This is a genomic window from Nocardioides sp. Leaf285 (genome assembly GCF_001422955.1).
In the GTDB taxonomy this organism is placed as follows: Bacteria; Actinomycetota; Actinomycetes; order Propionibacteriales; family Nocardioidaceae; genus Nocardioides; species Nocardioides kribbensis.
This window is the reverse complement of record NZ_LMNH01000002.1, coordinates 209,573-226,733: the sequence shown is the minus strand read 5'-3', so window position 1 is coordinate 226,733 and position 17,161 is coordinate 209,573. Positions and strand designations below refer to the sequence as shown.

Annotated in this window: 14 protein-coding genes; 6 read left to right on the top strand and 8 right to left on the bottom strand. The window is 75.5% G+C overall.

The window, feature by feature from the left end; translation table 11 throughout:
- Positions 1-64 precede the first annotated feature (64 nt).
- Positions 65-724 carry a hypothetical protein gene (locus ASF47_RS06225; protein WP_056863156.1) on the bottom strand — a complete coding sequence of 220 codons (660 nt, stop codon included), beginning with the start codon at positions 722-724 and terminating at the stop codon, positions 65-67.
- 297 nt (positions 725-1,021) lie between these two features.
- On the opposite strand from ASF47_RS06225, the gene ASF47_RS06220 reads away from it, so the two are divergent.
- Positions 1,022-2,161, top strand: a complete 1,140-nt coding sequence (locus ASF47_RS06220) for a hypothetical protein (RefSeq protein WP_056863155.1) — start codon at positions 1,022-1,024, stop codon at positions 2,159-2,161.
- Positions 2,162-2,218: 57 nt separating this feature from the next.
- Here the strand turns inward: ASF47_RS06220 and ASF47_RS06215 are convergent, their stop codons facing one another.
- The 6 genes from ASF47_RS06215 to ASF47_RS06190 all read right to left on the bottom strand — a co-directional run bounded on the left by ASF47_RS06215 (position 2,219) and on the right by ASF47_RS06190 (position 8,799).
- Positions 2,219-3,538 (bottom strand): S8/S53 family peptidase, encoded by a 1,320-nt coding sequence (locus ASF47_RS06215; RefSeq protein WP_156697775.1) that lies wholly within the window; start codon positions 3,536-3,538, stop codon positions 2,219-2,221.
- Positions 3,535-4,947, bottom strand: coding sequence for a type VII secretion protein EccB (locus ASF47_RS06210; protein ID WP_056863153.1), 1,413 nt, complete (start codon positions 4,945-4,947; stop codon positions 3,535-3,537). Before ASF47_RS06210 ends, ASF47_RS06215 begins: the two co-directional genes overlap by 4 nt.
- 4 nt (positions 4,948-4,951) lie before the next feature.
- Complete coding sequence (gene eccD, locus ASF47_RS06205) at positions 4,952-6,304, bottom strand: type VII secretion integral membrane protein EccD (RefSeq protein WP_056863152.1); 1,353 nt, start codon at positions 6,302-6,304, stop codon at positions 4,952-4,954.
- Positions 6,305-6,503: 199 nt separating this feature from the next.
- On the bottom strand, positions 6,504-6,800 hold the full coding sequence (locus tag ASF47_RS06200; protein WP_056863151.1) for a WXG100 family type VII secretion target: 297 nt from the start codon (positions 6,798-6,800) through the stop codon (positions 6,504-6,506).
- A gap of 32 nt (positions 6,801-6,832) precedes the next feature.
- Positions 6,833-7,159, bottom strand: coding sequence for a WXG100 family type VII secretion target (locus ASF47_RS06195; RefSeq protein ID WP_056863150.1), 327 nt, complete (start codon positions 7,157-7,159; stop codon positions 6,833-6,835).
- A 269-nt stretch (positions 7,160-7,428) separates the two neighbouring features.
- Complete coding sequence (locus ASF47_RS06190; protein ID WP_056863149.1) at positions 7,429-8,799, bottom strand: hypothetical protein; 1,371 nt, start codon at positions 8,797-8,799, stop codon at positions 7,429-7,431.
- Positions 8,800-9,011: 212 nt separating this feature from the next.
- Here ASF47_RS06190 and eccCa point away from each other — a divergent pair, with 212 nt between their 5' ends.
- The 4 genes from eccCa to ASF47_RS06175 all read left to right on the top strand — a co-directional run bounded on the left by eccCa (position 9,012) and on the right by ASF47_RS06175 (position 14,313).
- Positions 9,012-13,031, top strand: a complete 4,020-nt coding sequence (gene eccCa, locus ASF47_RS06185; RefSeq protein WP_235558661.1) for a type VII secretion protein EccCa — start codon at positions 9,012-9,014, stop codon at positions 13,029-13,031.
- A gap of 227 nt (positions 13,032-13,258) precedes the next feature.
- On the top strand, positions 13,259-13,414 hold the full coding sequence (locus ASF47_RS20990) for a hypothetical protein (protein WP_162242262.1): 156 nt from the start codon (positions 13,259-13,261) through the stop codon (positions 13,412-13,414).
- 69 nt (positions 13,415-13,483) lie between these two features.
- Positions 13,484-13,801, top strand: a complete 318-nt coding sequence (locus tag ASF47_RS06180; protein WP_056863148.1) for a type II toxin-antitoxin system VapB family antitoxin — start codon at positions 13,484-13,486, stop codon at positions 13,799-13,801.
- Positions 13,798-14,313, top strand: a complete 516-nt coding sequence (locus ASF47_RS06175) for a LytR C-terminal domain-containing protein (RefSeq protein WP_056863147.1) — start codon at positions 13,798-13,800, stop codon at positions 14,311-14,313. Before ASF47_RS06180 ends, ASF47_RS06175 begins: the two co-directional genes overlap by 4 nt.
- 8 nt (positions 14,314-14,321) lie before the next feature.
- On the opposite strand, the gene ASF47_RS06170 is transcribed toward ASF47_RS06175, so the two are convergent.
- Positions 14,322-15,833 carry a potassium/proton antiporter gene (locus tag ASF47_RS06170; protein ID WP_056863146.1) on the bottom strand — a complete coding sequence of 504 codons (1,512 nt, stop codon included), beginning with the start codon at positions 15,831-15,833 and terminating at the stop codon, positions 14,322-14,324.
- 124 nt (positions 15,834-15,957) lie between these two features.
- On the opposite strand from ASF47_RS06170, the gene ASF47_RS06165 reads away from it, so the two are divergent.
- Complete coding sequence (locus ASF47_RS06165; RefSeq protein WP_235558660.1) at positions 15,958-17,154, top strand: pyridoxal phosphate-dependent aminotransferase; 1,197 nt, start codon at positions 15,958-15,960, stop codon at positions 17,152-17,154.
- Positions 17,155-17,161 lie beyond the last annotated feature (7 nt).

The window sequence follows — 17,161 nt, the reverse complement described above, 5'->3', positions numbered from 1 at the left end:
GTGCGGCGCCGTCGCTGTCTGTCGGCACCCGTCGCCCCGCGAGGCCACCGCCTCCGGGGCCCGCTCAGCCCGCGCTCTCGCGGATGAGGTCGTCGACGTCGAGCCCGAAGGCCTCGGCGGTGTCGAGCAGCACCGTGGCCCAGTCGCGCAGCCGCTCGAGCGAGGCGCGGTCACGCACCTGTCCGATCTGCTCCTCGTTGTGGAAGGCGACCGTGTCGCGCACCATCTCGGCCACCACCGCAGCGGCCGAGCGCGGGTGGCTGCCCGTGGCCTCGACGTGCCACTCGAAGTGGTCGCGGTAGGCCTGCCAGTCGAAGCCGTGCCGGCTCGCCGAGAGCCGCGCGGCGCGGCGGAAGTCGGCGTCGCTCATCGTCGCCACCGCCGGGTGCGTCACCAGCTGGGCGGCGTCCTCCGTGGCGGTGCGGTAGTGCTCGTCGTCGGTCTCGAGCCGGCGCAGCGAGGCGCGCAGCACCTCGAAGCGGCCCCGGTGGGCGCGCGCCGCGGCGTCCCAGACCTCGCGGGCCTGGGAGGCGAAGGGGGCGAACTCCTCGGCGATCGCCGTGCGCACCCCCGCCTCCTCGGCCAGCCGTGAGCGCACCCCCGGCGGCAGCAGCTGCAGCTGCTCGTCGCTCAGCCGGCTGCCACCAGCCTGGCGCAGCGCGTCGGCGAGCGACGCGACGAGGCGGGTGCGGCCACGGTCGTCGGTCACGGAGTAGATCGGCACGGGGGGTCCTTCGTCGGACGGGGCGGCGGTGTCGCCGGGACGGGTCTGGTGGAGGCGAGGGGGCAGGGAGACGAGTCAGTGGTGCAGTTCTACGTCGGAGTCGGGCCCCGGCGGGGCCGGACGCGGTTTCTCGGACGATCCCGGACAGCGTCGGGTTCCGCAGCAGGGCCCCCGGCACGCCGGACCGCGCCCGGGACGGCGGGCCGGAGGGACTCCCGACACCGCCGTATGCTTCGGCCTCGGGCGGGCCCACCGGGAGCGCGCCCGCACGTCGTCGGGTCACTCGGGGGGCCATCGGTGGAGCAGGACACGGCCGGGGGGCCCAGCGGGTCGGGCGACCCCTCGCGGTGGGACGGTCTGGCCCTGGAGCTCCAGGCCCTGCGCGCCCGGGTCGGCGACCCGTCGTACGCCGAGATCGCCCGCCGCGTCAGCGGCGCCCGCGAGGCGGCGGGCACCCCGGCGCACGCCGCACGGGTCGCCCGCACCACCGTCTACGACGCCTTCCGCACCGGTCGCACCCGGGTCAACCTCCCGCTCGTGCGCGAGATCGCCCACGCGCTCGGCGCCGAGGACGAGCGCGTCGACGCGTGGGTCGAGCAGTGCCGGCGGCCGCGGCCGACCGCCCCGGCCCACCCCTCGGAACCCTCCGTGCCACCCACGCCCCCAGCGTCCCCAGCACCCCCGGGACCCCCAGCACTCTCCGCCCCCGACGGGGCCGACGCGGCGGACGGCGCGGAGGGCCGCACGGCCCGCCCCGTCGACCCCCCGCCCGCGCCGTCCGGGCCCGACCCGTCGTCCGGGGCCGGCACGGGGGTGCCGCCGCGTGGGCTGCTCCTGCTCCTGGTCGTGTGCGTCGTCGTCAACCTGCTGGGCCGCTCGCTGGTCGAGCTCCTGCAGCTGCCGGTGCACCTGGACATGGTCGGCACCGCGATCGCGGCGCTGGCGCTCGGGCCGTGGCGCGGCGCCGCGGTGGGCCTGGCCACCAACCTGCTGGGCGTGGCCGAGAGCGGCCCCTCGTCGGTGCCCTTCGCGCTGGTCAACGTGGCCGGTGCGCTGGTCTGGGGCTACGGCGCGCGGCGGTGGGGCCTGGGCCGCAGCCTGCCGCGGTTCCTGGCGCTCAACGTGCTCGTGGCCGCGGCCTGCTCGGCCGTGGCCGTGCCCATCCTCGTCTGGCGCTTCGACGGCGGCACCGGCAACGGCGGCGACATGGTCACCGACTCGGTGCTCGACCTCGGCGTCCCCTCGCTCGCCGCCCTCGCGGTCGCCAACCTGATGGTGTCGCTGGGCGACAAGATGATCAGCGGCTTCGTGGCGCTGGTGACGATCTCGGCGCTGCCCGCCGCCCTGCGCACGGCGGTGCCGGTGCTGCTGCCCGCGTCACCCCCGCCGGCCGACCCGAGCCCGCCCGGTGGGAGCCAGGAACTCGACCGCACCTGACCCGGCCGCTCCTGACCCGGCCGGCCCCGTCCGACCGGCAGGGCTCCCGGCCGACCGTCAGCGGCGGCGGGCCAGCACGGGTCGCAGCACCAGCGCGAGCAGGAGCGCGCCGCCTCCGAGCAACCCCCACCACAGCGCCTCGTCGCGCGCCCCGGCCAGCGGGTCGCTCACCGGCGGCGGGGCCAGCGCACTGGCGGTGTCACGGGCCACGGTGGTCTCCCCCGAGGTGCCCGAGCGCTGCGGCAGCAGCGGCCGGGTGACCGCCTCGGCGGCCTGCACCAGCCCGGCCCCCGTGAGCCGCGACGCGACGTCGGCGCGTCCGGCGGCGGTGCCGACCAGGCGGTCGACGAGCTGCTGCGGGGAGTCGCCGGGGAAGCGCGAGACCAGCAGGGCCAGCACCCCCGCCACCTCCGCGGTCGCGATCGTGGTCGAGGGACCCGGCGCGATGCAGGGGGCACCGTTGGCCGCCCACGACAGCGCGCCCACGCTGGGGGCGGCGACGTCGACGGCGGAGGAGCGCAGCGGGTCGGCGACGTCGGTGGCGGCGACGCCCACGACGTGCCCGGCGCCGGCCGGGCCCAGCACGTCGGCGGCGTCCTCGGTGGCCGACGGCCGCGCCAGCGGCACGTCGGCGCTGTCGGGGCGCGCCTCATCGACGACCGGGCGGTCGCCGACCCCGGCGACCACGATCGCCCCGGCGTCCCACAGCTCCTCGGCGGCGGCCTCGAGCGCGCGGTCCCGCGGCACCGCCACGGGCACCGCAACCACCACCGTCCGGTCGGCGGCGCGCACGAGCGGCAGCACCGAGCGCAGCCCGGCGGTCAGGGCCTCGGTCGTCGCCCCGACGCCCTCGGCGTCGGGGTCGACGTCGTCGAGCACCCGCACCGAGACCACCTGCGCCCCCGGGGCGATGCCGATCGGGGTCGGCCGCTCGGCGCCCTCCTCGGTGAACGACGCCCCGGCCACGATGCCGGCGAAGGTCGTGCCGCGGTGGTCGAGCGGGCGTCCGCCGCCCGCCTGGCTCGGCAGCACGGCGCCGGCCGGCACCGCGGGGACCTCGACGGCGCCCGAGTCCAGCACCACCACGGTGACCCCGGCCCCGGGCTCGACGCCCCGGGCGGCGAGCTCCTCCTGCGCCGCCGGCACGCCCATCGCCTCGAGGGGCAGGCTGTCGCCGGTCAGGGGCTCGCTGACCTCCGTGCCCTCCTCGAAGGCCTGGTCGCAGCCCTGCCCGAAGGGGCTGGCGGCGCCGGCCGGCGGCGGCGGCGGCAGCAGCGTGCCCAGCAGCGCGGTGACGGCGAGCCCGCCGACCACGACCCGCGAGCGGTGCCGCCGCTCGGGCCTGCTCGAGCCAGCCGGGGCGGACCGCCGGGTCACGCGCACTCCGTGGCCTCCTCGACGCTCTGCGGCGGGCACAGGGCCAGCTCGGGTGAGAGGACGACACCGGTGTCGAACATGTCGAGCCACGCGTCGGGCACGACCGGCAGGGTCATGTCGCCGTAGCCGAGGTAGGTCAGGGTGTCGGGACCCTCGAGGTTGAAGGCCGTGCCGGTGGAGTCGACGACGAAGGTGCTGGTGCTGGGCGCGCCCGACCAGTCGCCCACCACGAAGATGGCGCCCGCGCCGGGCTCGACCCGGACGTCGCGCTCGGCCCGCGGCAGGTCGGCCGCGCTGGCGTCCTCGCCCGGCTCGGCGTAGGCCTGGGCGCGGGGGGCGCCCTCGGGGTCGGTCTCCAGCAGCGCGCACTGGCCGCTGGGCACGGCCTGCTCCGGCGCCGCCGTCGGCCAGCGCGCACCGGCGTAGACGTCGCGGTTCTGGTCCACGTCGGGCGGAGCGATGTCGAGCGGCTCGCGGTCGGTGCCGCGCGCGGCGTTGGCGTAGACGGCGAGCGCGAAGGGGTCGAGCAGGCCGGGGCCGTCGCTGGTGAGGACGTAGCCGCCACCGTCGTCGGTGGCGACGTAGTCGCCGGCCACGCCCTCGGCGCGGGAGAGCCCGGGCACCTCGCCGCCGACCTCGCCGACGTCGAAGGAGTCGAGGTCGAGGGGGTCGCCCTCGGGGAAGAGCTGCAGCCAGTCGCCGCTGACCGCGGTGGCCTGGGCCTGGGTGGAGAGCCCGAACTCGTTGAGGAAGAAGTCGCGGCCGTTGTCCATCGACAGCAGGTACCGGTAGGCCTGGGCCGGGGTGTCGACGGTGGCCGGGGCGGTCGCGACCACCCAGACCTCGCCCTCGCTCTTGACCACGAAGGCCTGGCCCTCGCCGATCGGGGTGGCGTCGGGTCGCGCGGAGACGTCGACCTGGAGCGCCTTGGCCGGGCCGGTGCAGGCCGTCCACCCGCTCTCGACCATCTCGTCGGAGCCCGGCAGCGTCTCGGGCCCCTGGAGGATGCCGATCTCCGGCCCGAGCGGCAGCGTGTCGATGGTGTCCTGGGCGATGGTGGTGGGCTCGTCGAGCTGCCCCTGCAGCGCCAGGCGCGCGGAGACCACGTTGTCGACCGGGCGCGCCTCGGGGTTGCCCTCGCCGTCGAGGAGCACGACGTAGGAGGCTCCCTCGTCCTCGGAGATCAGCAGCCCCGGCTCGTCCCAGCCCTCGGGGGTGCGGTCGGTGAAGATGCCCGTGATGGCGGCACCGGCCACCAGGAGCACGGCGAGCGCCGCGCCGCCGATGAGGGTGCGGCCCGGCCGCGCCGGCTCGACCTCGCGGCCGCCGGGGGCGCCGGAGACGAAGGCGGTGACGAGCCGGCGCCGGCTGAAGGCGTGGGCCTCGACGAGGTCCTTCTTGGTCGCCACCGGGTCAGCCCGTGATCGAGGAGAACAGGCCGCTGGCCAGCACCAGCAGCGGGAGCATCGCCAGCAGCGCCACGGTCTCGACCACGTCGCCGAAGCGGCCGCCGCGCACCGACGGGGTGCGGGGCAGGAGGGTCACCGCCAGCAGCACGGCGCCCGCGGCGGCCAGGACGACCGCGGTCGTGGGCCGCCACTCGGGCTGGAGGTACATCAGTGAGAGCGCGACCGCGCCGAGCCCCACGATGCCGCTGACCAGGCCGACCAGCACCTCGGAGCCGGTGCGGTACTGGCGGGTGCGGAGCATGACCACGAGGCAGGCCACCACGGCCAGCAGGGTGCCGGACAGGCCGAGCCCGACCGCCAGCGGCACGACCAGCACCAGCAGCAGGCCCACCGTGGCCGAGATGGCCACCAGGATCTCGTGGGCCACGCGGGCGTCGGCGCTCACGCGCACGGGGTCGATCTCGTCGGGGTCGGTCGTGATGTCGGCGACGGAGTAGATCTGCTCGACGGTGGTGCCGGTCAGCCCGAGGGCCAGCCACGGGAAGACGCTGCCGGCCAGCACGACGAAGGCCATCGCGGTGGTCAGCACCACCGCCGTGTCGAGGTCGGCGACCCGGATCAGCAGGCCGGTGGCCACGAAGACGGCCCCCACCACCACCGGCGGCAGCACCAGCGTGCGCCCCTCCCCCAGCCCCACCAGCGCGACCAGCCCGGCCACGAGGGCCGCGCCACCGGCGCTGACCACCGCCGAGGGAGCGTCGTACGCCGACTCCGCGAGCACCAGCCCGGCCACGGCGGCGTAGAGGCAGCCCATCCACGCCACGGCCACGGCGGCCTCGGCCTCGCGCTGCGCGCGGGAGAGCACCACCGCGCCCGCCACCAGCACGGCGGCGACCACGGCGGCCGCGGTGCCGGCCAGCCGGGCGTCGCTCTGCACGAGCAGCGCCACGGCGCCGAGGGCCATCAGCAGCCCCGAGGCGCTCAGCGCCGTGCGGCGTCCCGAGGCGGGCGACCACGGCTTGAGGTCGCGCTCGACGACGTCGGTCATCGCCTCGACGACGTCGTCGTAGACCCGGGGCGCGGGGGCGTCGATGCCGGCCGTGACGGTGAGCAGGCCGCCGTCCTCGACGCCCTGCATCACCAGGCCCGAGTCGGGGGCCAGCTCGCGACCCTCCGCGGTCACGACGCGGTAGCCGCCGTAGACCGTGAGGGCGTCGAGCAGGCCGACGCTGCGGGCCAGCTCGGGCACGAGCTCGGCCACGGGCACCGAGCCGGGCAGGACCAGGTCGACCCGGCGGGTGCCGGAGGCGACGGTCACGCGCACCAGGCCGGTCGCGCTCACTGGCGCCTGGCTCATCGGCGTCTCCTTCTCCTCACCGGAGGTCCCTCCGGTGCTGTGCGCTGGGTCGATCGCCCACCGGTCTACCCCGTGGTGGTCCACGGACTCCCCGGTCCAGACCGGCAGTGATGCTAGCGGTGCCGCGCGACGGGGGCGGGCGGCACGACGAGGGGGCCGGCACCGGACGGTGCCGACCCCCTCGGGGTGGGTGCTGGGCTCAGCCGCCGAAGAGGCCGGCGCCGCGCTTGTCGGCCTCGCGGTACTCGGTGTTGGCGGTGGCGACGGCGTTGCTGGTGCGGGCGAGCAGGTCCTTCATCTCCAGGATGGCCTGGTCCCACTTGCGCTTGGCGTCGTCGTAGGCGAGGCGGGCGTTGCCGACCCAGGCGCCCTTGAGCTCGCTGAGCTCGTCCTCGAGCTGCTGCAGGCGGTTCTCGATGTTCTTCACGCCGGTGGCGAGGTCCTGCGCACCGGTGTCGAGTCCGGCGTGGTTGACCTTGATTCCGTCGAGCGACATGGCTGTGTCTCCTTGCTGTGGTCTGTGGGGGGTCAGACGCCGGGAGCGGCGTCGAGGCCGGCGCTGATGGACGCCATGGTCGAGGACTGCGACTCGTCGGTGGCGACGTTGTCCTTCTCCGTGGTCTGGAGGTTGGACTCGAAGACGTTGAGCGCGCTCAGGATCTTGTTCTGCTTGGCCTGCCACTCCTGCGAGAGCGTGTCGAAGGCGCGGAAGCCCTGGCCGCCCCACTGGGACTTGAGCTGCTCGACGTTGCCCATGAGGGTCTTGGAGATGTTGTCGAAGTCGCCCTTGGCCTCCGCAACCATGCCGGCTGCGCGGGAGAGGACCTTTTCGCCTTGGCCGTACTCGTTGGACATGCCAACTCCTTCTTTCGGGGGTGCGGCCGTCTCGCCGCGCGGGGGTGGGGGTGTCGCTGTGCCGTGGTCCGGGGCCCGGGACCGGAGCGACGCGGGACGAGCGCTAAGACGTCCTGCGCGGCGCCGGTGGCGGACACGCATCGGTCTACCCGGGGCCCCTGGGGCTAAACCTGGCCCGCCGCAGACCTGTGCAGGACCCCGGCCGCAGCGGCGTGTCGGGCGCGGCTCGCCGTGGCGGCGCGGCCCTCGCGCCAGGTCCCCACGACGGGTCAGCCCGGCAGGTTGATGCTCTCCCAGAGCACGCGGAAGATCCCGACCGCGACCACGACGCTGGCCAGCGCCCCGGCCCCCACGAGACCCTCGGCCACCTCGGCCCGCCGCGACCACCAGGCCGAGCGCCACCCCCGGCCGGTCGCGACGGCGACGAGCACGACGAGCGCGGCCAGCAGCACGGACCCGACCGCGAGCAGGGTGCCGGCGCCCTCGCGCAGCGCCCCGACGAGCGCGACGAGCAGCACGAGCCAGCACACGAGGCCTGCGCACCGCAGCAGGGCCCGCGCCGCGACGTGGCGGTAGCTGCGGGCCGCCAGCAGCAGGACGGCGCCGCTGAGACCGACGAGCACGCGCGCACCCACCCGGTCGACCGGCAGGGTGGCCGAGGCCAGCAGCAGGGGGGCCGCGACCGCGACCAGCACCAGCACCGCGGCCGACCAGGCCGTCAGCGTGCGGGCGCCCTGCTCGGCGACGGTCTCGACCGCGGAGGGGCGCACGACGGTGCGACCGCGCCGCCCGCGCGGACGCTCCCGCGCCGACCAGGCGCTCACGGCGAGGCGCTCCAGGTCGACGAGCAGCTGGTCGGGCACGTCCACGGCGTAGGCGGGGACGAAGCGGGGGGCCAGCACGGCCACGACGAGCAGCAGTGACCAGACCACCGGCGGCTCGAGGCCGACCAGCGCGCAGCCGGTGGCGAGCACGAAGACCAGGGAGCCCACGACGATCCAGACGCGCAGCCCCTCCTCCTGCCGCTGGTCGAGCGAGCGGCCCACCGCCGCGGTGAGGGCCGCGACGAGGGCGGCGAGGCCGATGACCGTGGGCAGCCGGGCCGGCTCGGGGTCCCAGACGACCGCGAGCGCGGCGGCGCCGGCGAAGACCGGGGCGGCCAGGGCACGGTGGCCCGCGAGACGACCGACGGGCATCACGCCGACCACGGCGGCGGCGACCAGCAGCCCCACCGTGAGGTCGCGGGTCGTGCCGTCGGCGCGGGTGGCGAGCAGCCCCGCCAGCACCGCGGTCGCCGCGGCGAGCGCCAGCCAGACCACCGCCAGGGCGCCGGGCGCGTCGGAGGGTCCGGTGGAGCCGCGCCGTGACCGGGAGGGCGAGGGGGCCGTGGTGGGGGCGGTGAGGGCGACGAGCACGTCGCCGGCCCGCACGCCCGACCCGGCGAGGGAGGCGCCGGGCTCGAGGGTGGCGCCGCGGTGGGTGCCCAGCGGCGGCACGTCGGCCAGGCCGGCCTGGGTGGCGTACTCCCGGGCGACGTCGAGCACGGTGACCGCCGTGGGCACGACCAGGTCGAGGGACCCGCGGGGCCCGTGCACGGTCAGCGCGACGCTGTCACCGACGTTGCTGCTCGCTCCGGCCACGGCTGCTCCACGCGCCTGGCGCCCGGGCCCCCCGGCCGGCGCCGGACCAGGGGGCGTGCCCGGGCGGTTTGGCCCGGTCGCACGCAGGGTAGTCGGTCGGCGGTGCGGCGCCTATCATCGCTGGACCTCAGCCCGACCACCCCACCCGGTCGCGCGGCGCGACCCCGGTCGGAGCCCCGTCACCCGGCCAGACCGACCCCGAGGGGACCTCGTTGACCACGACGCTGCGCGGGCACCGGCTCGAGGAGCCGGAGATGCCCTCCGGTCAGATCGTCCTGCAGGCCCCGCCCGAGATCGAGGACAGCGAGGGCGCCGGCGGCGTCCTGATGAACGCGATCCCGATGCTCGGCAGCCTCGGCTCGATCGTGCTGGTGGCCAGCATGGGCGGGCAGACCGGCGGGCGCTCCTACATCGCGGCCGGCATGTTCCTCTTCGCCACCCTGGGCTTCATCGTCGTGCAGATCGACCGGCAGCGGAAGCAGCGCGCCCAGAGCGTGACGGGCTCGCGCACCGAGTACCTGCGCTACCTCGCCGGCGTGCGCAAGATCGCCCGCGACGCCGCCGACCAGCAGCGCCGCGCGCTGACCTGGCACCACCCCGAGCCCTCCTCGCTGCCCGCGATCGCCGAGGAGCGCTCGCGGGTCTGGGAGCACGGCACCGCCGACCCCCAGTTCCTCCACGTCCGGTACGGCGTGTGCGCCCAGCCGCTCGGGCTCGAGCTGGTGCCGCCCGAGTCGGCGCCGATCGACCAGGTCGACCCGGCCGCCGCCTCGGCGCTGCACCGTCTGCTCGTCGTGCACCGGCTGCAGCCCGACCTCCCCGCGTCGGTCGACCTGCGCGCCTTCGACCGCCTCGAGCTGTGCGGGCCCGACGACCCCACCCGCGCGCTGGCCCGGGCGCTGATCTGCTCGGCCACGGCGTTCCAGTCGCCGGACCACCTCGTGGTGGCGGTCCTGGCCTCCGAGCGCACCCTGGCCCACTGGGACTGGGTCAAGTGGCTGCCCCACAGCCTGAGCCCGCGGGCCACCGACGCCGTCGGGCCGATGCGCATGGTCAGCACCTCCCTCGACGACCTCGCGGCCCTGCTGCCCGAGGACCTCTCCGACCGGCCCCGCTTCGGGGCCGACGAGCGGCCGGCCACGCCCCACCTGCTGCTGGTGCTCGACGGCGCCACGCTGCCTCCGGGCAACCACGTCATCCCGCCCGACGGCCTGCACGGCGTGACGGTGCTCGACCTGCCCTCGCGGTGGGACGAGATGGACGACGCCAGCAGCCTGCGGCTGCTCTTCGGCGGCGAGGTCGGCGCCGACGGCCGCGTGCCGGTGGAGGCGCTGCGCCTGCGCGAGGAGCCCATCCGGGCGCGCGCCGACCAGTGCGACCTGGCCACCGCGGAGGCCTTCGCGCGGCGCCTGACCCCGCTGCACACGGTGGCCGCGACCGGCGGCGACGCCGCGCCCTCCGGCGGCGAGATCACCGGGCCGACCGACTTCATGGAGCTGCTCTCGCTCGGCGACGTCCACACCTTCGACCCCGCGGTGGCCTGGCGCGCCCGGCCCGCGCGCGACCGCCTGCGGGTGCCGATCGGCAACGGCGAGGGCGGCGGGCTGGTGCACCTCGACATCAAGGAGTCGGCGCAGCAGGGCATGGGACCCCACGGCCTGTGCATCGGGGCCACGGGATCGGGCAAGTCGGAGTTCCTCCGCACGCTGGTGCTCGGTCTCGTGATGACACACTCCCCCGAGCAGCTCAACCTCGTGCTGGTCGACTTCAAGGGCGGCGCGACCTTCGCCGGCATGTCGGAGATGCCGCACGTCTCCGCGGTCATCACCAACCTCTCCGAGGAGCTCACCCTCGTCGACCGCATGCAGGACGCCCTGTCGGGGGAGATGGTGCGCCGCCAGGAGCTGCTGCGCGCCGCCGGCAACTACGCCTCGATCCGCGACTACGAGAAGGCCCGCGCCGCCGGCGAGGACCTCGAGCCGATGCCCTCGCTCTTCATCGTGGTCGACGAGTTCTCCGAGATGCTCTCGGCCAAGCCGGAGTTCATCGACCTCTTCGTGGCCATCGGCCGCCTCGGCCGCTCGCTGGGGCTGCACCTGCTGCTGGCCTCCCAGCGCCTGGAGGAGGGCCGGCTGCGCGGCCTGGAGTCGCACCTGTCCTACCGCGTGGGCCTGCGCACCTTCAGCGCCCAGGAGTCCCGTGCGGTGCTCGGCGTGCCCGACGCCTACGAGCTGCCGGCCGTGCCCGGCCTGGGCTACCTCAAGCCCGACCCGACCAGCATGGTGCGCTTCAAGGCCGCCTACGTCTCGGGCCCGCCGTCGGGTCGCACCCGGGTGATCCGCGACGAGGGCGGCCACGTGCAGGGGATCCTGCCCTTCACCGTCTCCGAGGTGCAGATGCTCGAGGTGCCGAGCGCACCCGAGCCGGAGGAGGCACCGCGGCCCGCGGCCAAGCAGGAGGGCCAGCAGAAGTCCCTGCTCGACATCGCGGTCGACCGCATGGTCGGGCACGGCCCCGAGGCCCACCAGGTCTGGCTGCCGCCGCTCGACGTGCCCGACACCCTCGACCAGCTCTTCGGCGACCTGGAGGCCGATCCCGAGCTCGGCCTGGTCTCGCGCCGCTGGCGCGAGCTGCCCGGCCTCACGATCCCCCTCGGCACCGTCGACCGCCCGCGCGAGCAGCGCCGCGACACGCTCACCGTCAACCTCACCGGCGCCGCCGGCCACGTCGTGGTCGTCGGCGGGCCGCGCTCGGGCAAGAGCACCCTGCTGCGCAGCGTCGTGACCAGCATGGCGCTGACCACGACGCCCACCGAGTCGCAGTTCTTCGTGCTCGACTTCGGCGGCGGCACGTTCACCCCGCTGGCCCGCCTGCCCCACGTCTCGGGGGTCGCGACGCGCTCCGAGCCCGACGTGATCCGGCGCATCATCGCCGAGGTCGTCGGGATCGTGGACCGGCGCGAGGCCTACTTCCGCGCGCACGGCATCGACTCCATCGAGACCTACCGCAGCCGCCGCGCCCAGGGCCGCGCCGACGACGGCTACGGCGACGTGTTCCTCGTCGTCGACGGCTGGAGCACCCTGCGCGCCGACTTCGACGACATCGAGATCGAGCTCCAGCAGCTCGCCGGGCGCGGTCTGACCTTCGGTCTGCACATGCTGCTGGGCGCCGCGCGCTGGTCGGACATGCGCGCCGCGATGCGCGACGTGCTCGGCACGCGCCTGGAGCTCAAGCTGGGTGACCACATCGACTCCGAGATCGACCGCAAGGTGGCCGCCCTCGTGCCGGCCGGTCGGCCCGGCCGTGGCCTGGTCAGCAGCAAGCTGCACTTCCTCGGCGCGCTGCCCCGCATCGACGGCGACGCCTCCGCCGACAACCTCGGCGACGGGGTCGACGACCTGATCACCCGGGTGGCCGACGCCTGGACCGGCCCTGCCGGTCCCAAGCTGCGGCTGCTGCCGGAGCGGATCGACCTCGAGCAGGTGCGCCGCCTCGCCGGTCTCGCCGAGGTCGACCCCGCGGCCGAGAAGCCCGGCGGGCCGATCCTGCTCGGCATCAACGAGAAGGAGCTGGCCCCGGTGGGGCTCGACGTCGACGCCGAGCCGCACCTGCTGGTCTTCGGCGACGGCCAGTCGGGCAAGAGCGCCCTGCTGCGCTCCTACGCCCAGGAGATCGTGCGCACCCGCACGCCCCGGCAGGCCCAGATCTTCCTCGTCGACTACCGCCGCTCGCTGCTCGGGGAGGTGCCCGAGGACTACCTGCTCAACTACATGACCTCGGCCACGCAGGCCACGCCGGTGCTCAAGGACCTCGCGACCTACCTCGAGAACCGCATCCCCGGACCCGACGTCACCCCCGACCAGCTGCGCAACCGCAGCTGGTGGGCCGGCGCGGAGGTGTTCCTGCTCGTCGACGACTACGACCTGGTCGCCACCCAGCAGAGCTCCCCGCTCCAGGCGCTGCAGCCGATGCTCGCCCAGGCCCGCGACGTGGGTCTGCACGTCGTGGTCACCCGCCGCTCCGGCGGCGCCTCGCGCTCGCTCTACGAGCCGGTCATCCAGTCGCTGCGCGACCTGGCCATGCCGGGCATGCTGCTCTCGGGCAGCCCCGACGAGGGGCCGCTCATCCGCAACCTGCGTCCGCTGCCCGCCCCGGCCGGCCGGGCCCGCCTGGTCACCCGCGACCGCGGCATCGAGGTCATCCAGAACGCCTGGAGCGAGCCCACCCTGTGAGGCCCCTCGCCCGTCCCGCGCCCGTCAGCAGCACACGACGGCCGCGGGCGGGGCGGAACGGCGCGGTCGACCGCGAGTCGTACGTCACGGCACGTGAGACCTGCTCGTAACCCGCGCTCAACAGTGCGGCCATCGACGCACCCCACGCTGGAGCCTCCGACCGGGACACGGGTCCCGGTCACGCCGACAGGCACCAGTCAGGGAGGCCGATGATGGAGAACCCCACCGTGTCCGACCGGGACCTCGAGCGTGCGCGCCAGCAGCGCGACCTCAAGACCCGCCACTCGCAGGCCCTCGCCCGCCTCATGGGCGAGCGCGCCGACCTGCGGGGCGTCAACGCCCTCGCCGACCTGGTCGACGACTCGCTGCGCTGGTCGGCCTGACCCGTCCGGGGTGCGGCGGGGCCGCCTCGCCGCGGCCACGGCGCACGTCGGGCTGGTTATAGTCGCGGCGTGATCTTCAAGCGCGTGGGCGAGGGCCGTCCCTATCCCGCCCACGGCCTGTCCTCGCGCGGTTGGGCCGACGTGCCGCCGCGCCAGGTGCGCCTCGACCAGCTGGTGACCACCAAGGACACCCTCCAGCTCGCCGCGCTCCTCGACGAGGACTCCACCTTCTACGGCGACCTCTTCGCCCACGTCGTGGAGTGGCGCGGGGAGTACTACCTCGAGGACGGTCTGCACCGCGCGCTGCGCGCGGCGCTTCAGCAGCGCACCGTGCTGCACGCGCGCGTGCACGCCGTGGTCGGGACCGGCGCGGGGACCGCGTCGTGAACAGCGCCCAGGCCCGCTCGGCGATCACGCTGACCGTGCTCGCCGTCCTGCTCGTGGCCGGGGCGGCGTGGGGCCTCTCGGCCGTCACCGCCCCCTTCTCCGACTCCGACGAGGCCTCCTCGAGCGCCTGCGTCGAGACCGACGTGGCCCGCGGCTCGACGCTGAGCAGCGCCCAGGTCCTCGTCAGCGTGCTCAACGCCGGCGACCGCTCGGGACTGGCCGGGCGGACGCTGCAGGGACTGGTCGACGCCGGCTTCGCCCGGGGCAGTGGTCAGGACGCGCCGGGCGACGCCGACGTGGCCCGCGCCCAGATCTGGACCGACGACCCCACCAACCCCGCGGTGCGGCTGGTGCGGACCCACCTCGGCGCCGACACCGAGGTCGTGCGCCGCGACGCCCCGGTCGACGGCGTCGTCGTGGTCGTCGGCGACGACTTCGACGAGCTCCTGCCGGGCAAGCAGCAGGTCAAGGTCCGCGGCGACGCCACCGTCTGCGTGCCGCCCGACGCCTGACCGGCGGCTCAGCCCCGCGGACCCTGCTCCGGGCTGCTCCACCGCGCCAGGCGGCCCGAGGCACTGACCAGGCGCAGCCGCTCCTCGGTGAGCTCGCGCTGCTTGCGCGGGGTCACGACGAGCAGGTCGTCGCCGCGTCGCAGCACCGTGCGCGGGTCGGGCACGAGCGTCCGGCCGTCGCGGATGACCATCGACACCGACACCCCCACGGGCAGCCGCAGCTCGCCCACCTCCACGCCGTGCAGGCGCGAGACCGGGCTGATGGTGATCTGGAGCAGGTCGGCGGCCACCCGCTCGAGGGGCGCGGCCTCGAGCTCGAGGTCGCGCGGCTCGGAGCGGCGGGCGACCCGCAGCACGCGCGCCACCCAGGGCAGGGTCGGCCCGGTGAGGAGGGTGTAGAGCACCACCATCACGAACACGATGTCGAAGAGCCGCTCGGCCCCCTCGACCCCCTCCGACAGCGGGATGGTCATCAGCACGATCGGCACGGCACCGCGCAGCCCGGCCCAGGACAGGAAGGCCAGCTGCCGCGGCGGCATCGGCTGGGCCAGGGCGCTCACCGCCACCGACAGCGGTCGGGCCACGAAGGTCAGCAGCAACCCGGCCACCACCGCCAGACCCACGGTCGCGGCGTCGATGCGGCCCGGCGAGAGCAGCAGACCGAGCATGACGAAGAGTCCGATCTGGGCCAGCCAGGCGACGCCCTCGGCGAAGGACCGGGTGGCCGCGCGGTGGGGCAGCTCGGAGTTGCCGAGCACGAGCGCGGCGACGTAGACGGCCGCGAAGCCGCTGCCGTGCAGCGCCGTGGCGCCGCCGTAGGCCAGGAAGGTCAGGCAGAGCACGGCCAGGGGGTAGAGACCGGAGGAGGGCAGGGCGGCGCGGCGCATCGTCCAGGCGCCGCCGAAGCCCGCGGCGAGCCCCAGGGCCACACCGACCGCGAGCTCGAAGACGATGATCGCGAGCACCACCAGCGGCGGGTGCTCGCCGACCGCCCCGGTCGAGATGAGGGTGACCAGCACCACCGTGGGGGCGTCGTTGAGGCCCGACTCGGCCTCCAGGGTGCCGGTGAGCCGGCGGGGCAACGGCACGACCCGCAGCACCGAGAACACCGCGGCGGCGTCGGTGGGCGAGCACACCGCACCCAGCAGCACGGCCAGCTCCCACGGCAGGCCCAGCACGTAGTGCGCCCCGACGGCGACCACCGCGACCGAGACCGCGACGCCGACCGTGGCCAGCGACAGGCCCAGGCGCATCACCGGTCGCGCCTCGCGCCAGCTGGTGGTGAGCCCGCCCTCGGCCAGGATGACGGCCAGGGCCGCGAACCCGAGGGCGTGGGCCAGCTCGGCGTCCTCGAAGCCGATGCCGAGGCCTGCCTCGCCGAGCGCGACGCCCATCAGCAGGTAGAACAGCAGGCTGGGCAGCCCGGCGCGCGAGGAGATCCGCACGGCCAGGATCGCCAGGAGCGTGACGGCCGAGCCGACCAGCACGAACTGGTCGAGCTGGTGGACGTCGAAGGTCATGTCACCTCTGCGCGTGGGGTGGCGGGCACGCAGTCTATCGGCGCGGGAGGCCGCCGCGGAGCGCCGCGACCGCTCCCGGACGCCCTCCAGGGTCCCCACTGGGGTCCCCTTCTAGGGTCGCAGGGTGACCGACCGGATGCAGGTGGCCAGCCGCGCCGCCGTACCCCCCTTCCACGTGATGGACATGCTGGCCGCGGCGGCGGAGCGCCGGCGCACCCACGGCGACCTCGTCGACCTGCTCGCCGGCCAGCCCAGCACCGGCGCCCCCGGACCGGTCGCCGCCGAGGCCGTGCGGCTGCTCGGGTCGGGCGACCCGCTGGGCTACACCCCGGCCACCGGGGTGCTGGAGCTGCGCGAGGCCATCGCGGGCCACCACCGGCGCACCCACGGCATCGACGTCGAGGCCGACGACGTCGTCGTCACCACCGGGAGCAGCGGCGGCTTCCTGCTCGCCTTCCTCGCCGCCTTCGAGCACGGCGACCGCGTGGCGATCGCGCGCCCGGGCTACCCCTGCTACCGCAACGTGCTCAGCGCGCTCGGCTGCGAGGTCGTCGAGGTGGCGACCGGCCCGGAGACCCGCTTCCAGCCCACGGTCGAGCAGCTCGACGCGCTGCACGCCGAGGTGGGGCTCTCGGGCCTGGTGGTGGCCAGCCCCGCCAACCCCACCGGCACCATGCTGCTGCCCGAGGAGCTCGCCGCCCTGGCCCGCTGGGCCGAGGAGCACGGGGTGCGGCTGATCTCCGACGAGATCTACCACGGCATCGAGTACGCCCCGCTCGAGCAGGGCCCGCAGGCCCGGCTGGCCCGCTCGGCGTGGGAGACCAGCCGCCAGGCCGTGGTCTTCTCCAGCTTCAGCAAGTACTTCTCCATGACCGGGTGGCGCATCGGCTGGATGCTCGTGCCGCGCGACCTGCGACGCGCCGTCGACGTGCTCACCGGCAACTTCACCATCTGCCCGCCCGTGCTCGCCCAGCGTGCGTGCCTCGCGGCCTTCACCGAGGAGACCTACGCCGAGCTCGACGCCCACGTGGAGCGCTACGCCCACAACCGGCGGCTGCTGCTCGACGGGCTGCCGCGGCTGGGACTGAGCCGCCTCGCGCCGGCCGACGGGGCGTTCTACGTCTACGCCGACGTCTCCCACCTCACCGACGACTCCATGACCTTCGCCCGCGACCTGCTCGCCCGCACCGGCGTGGGCGTGGCCCCGGGCGTCGACTTCGACGTGGTCGAGGGCCACCGCTCGGTGCGGCTGAGCTTCGCCGGACCCACCGCCGTGGTCGAGGAGGGCCTCGACCGGCTCTCCACAGCCCTGCGTCCGTGACGTTTCC

What these genes read in the sequence shown, in the direction of transcription:
- ASF47_RS06200 (WP_056863151.1), bottom strand. Translation starts at nt 6,800, where the DNA reads ATGTCGCTCGACGGAATCAAGGTCAACCACGCCGGACTCGACACCGGT.
- ASF47_RS06195 (WP_056863150.1), bottom strand. Translation starts at nt 7,159, where the DNA reads ATGTCCAACGAGTACGGCCAAGGCGAAAAGGTCCTCTCCCGCGCAGCC.
- eccD (WP_056863152.1), bottom strand. Translation starts at nt 6,304, where the DNA reads ATGAGCCAGGCGCCAGTGAGCGCGACCGGCCTGGTGCGCGTGACCGTC.
- ASF47_RS06170 (WP_056863146.1), bottom strand. Translation starts at nt 15,833, where the DNA reads ATGACCTTCGACGTCCACCAGCTCGACCAGTTCGTGCTGGTCGGCTCG.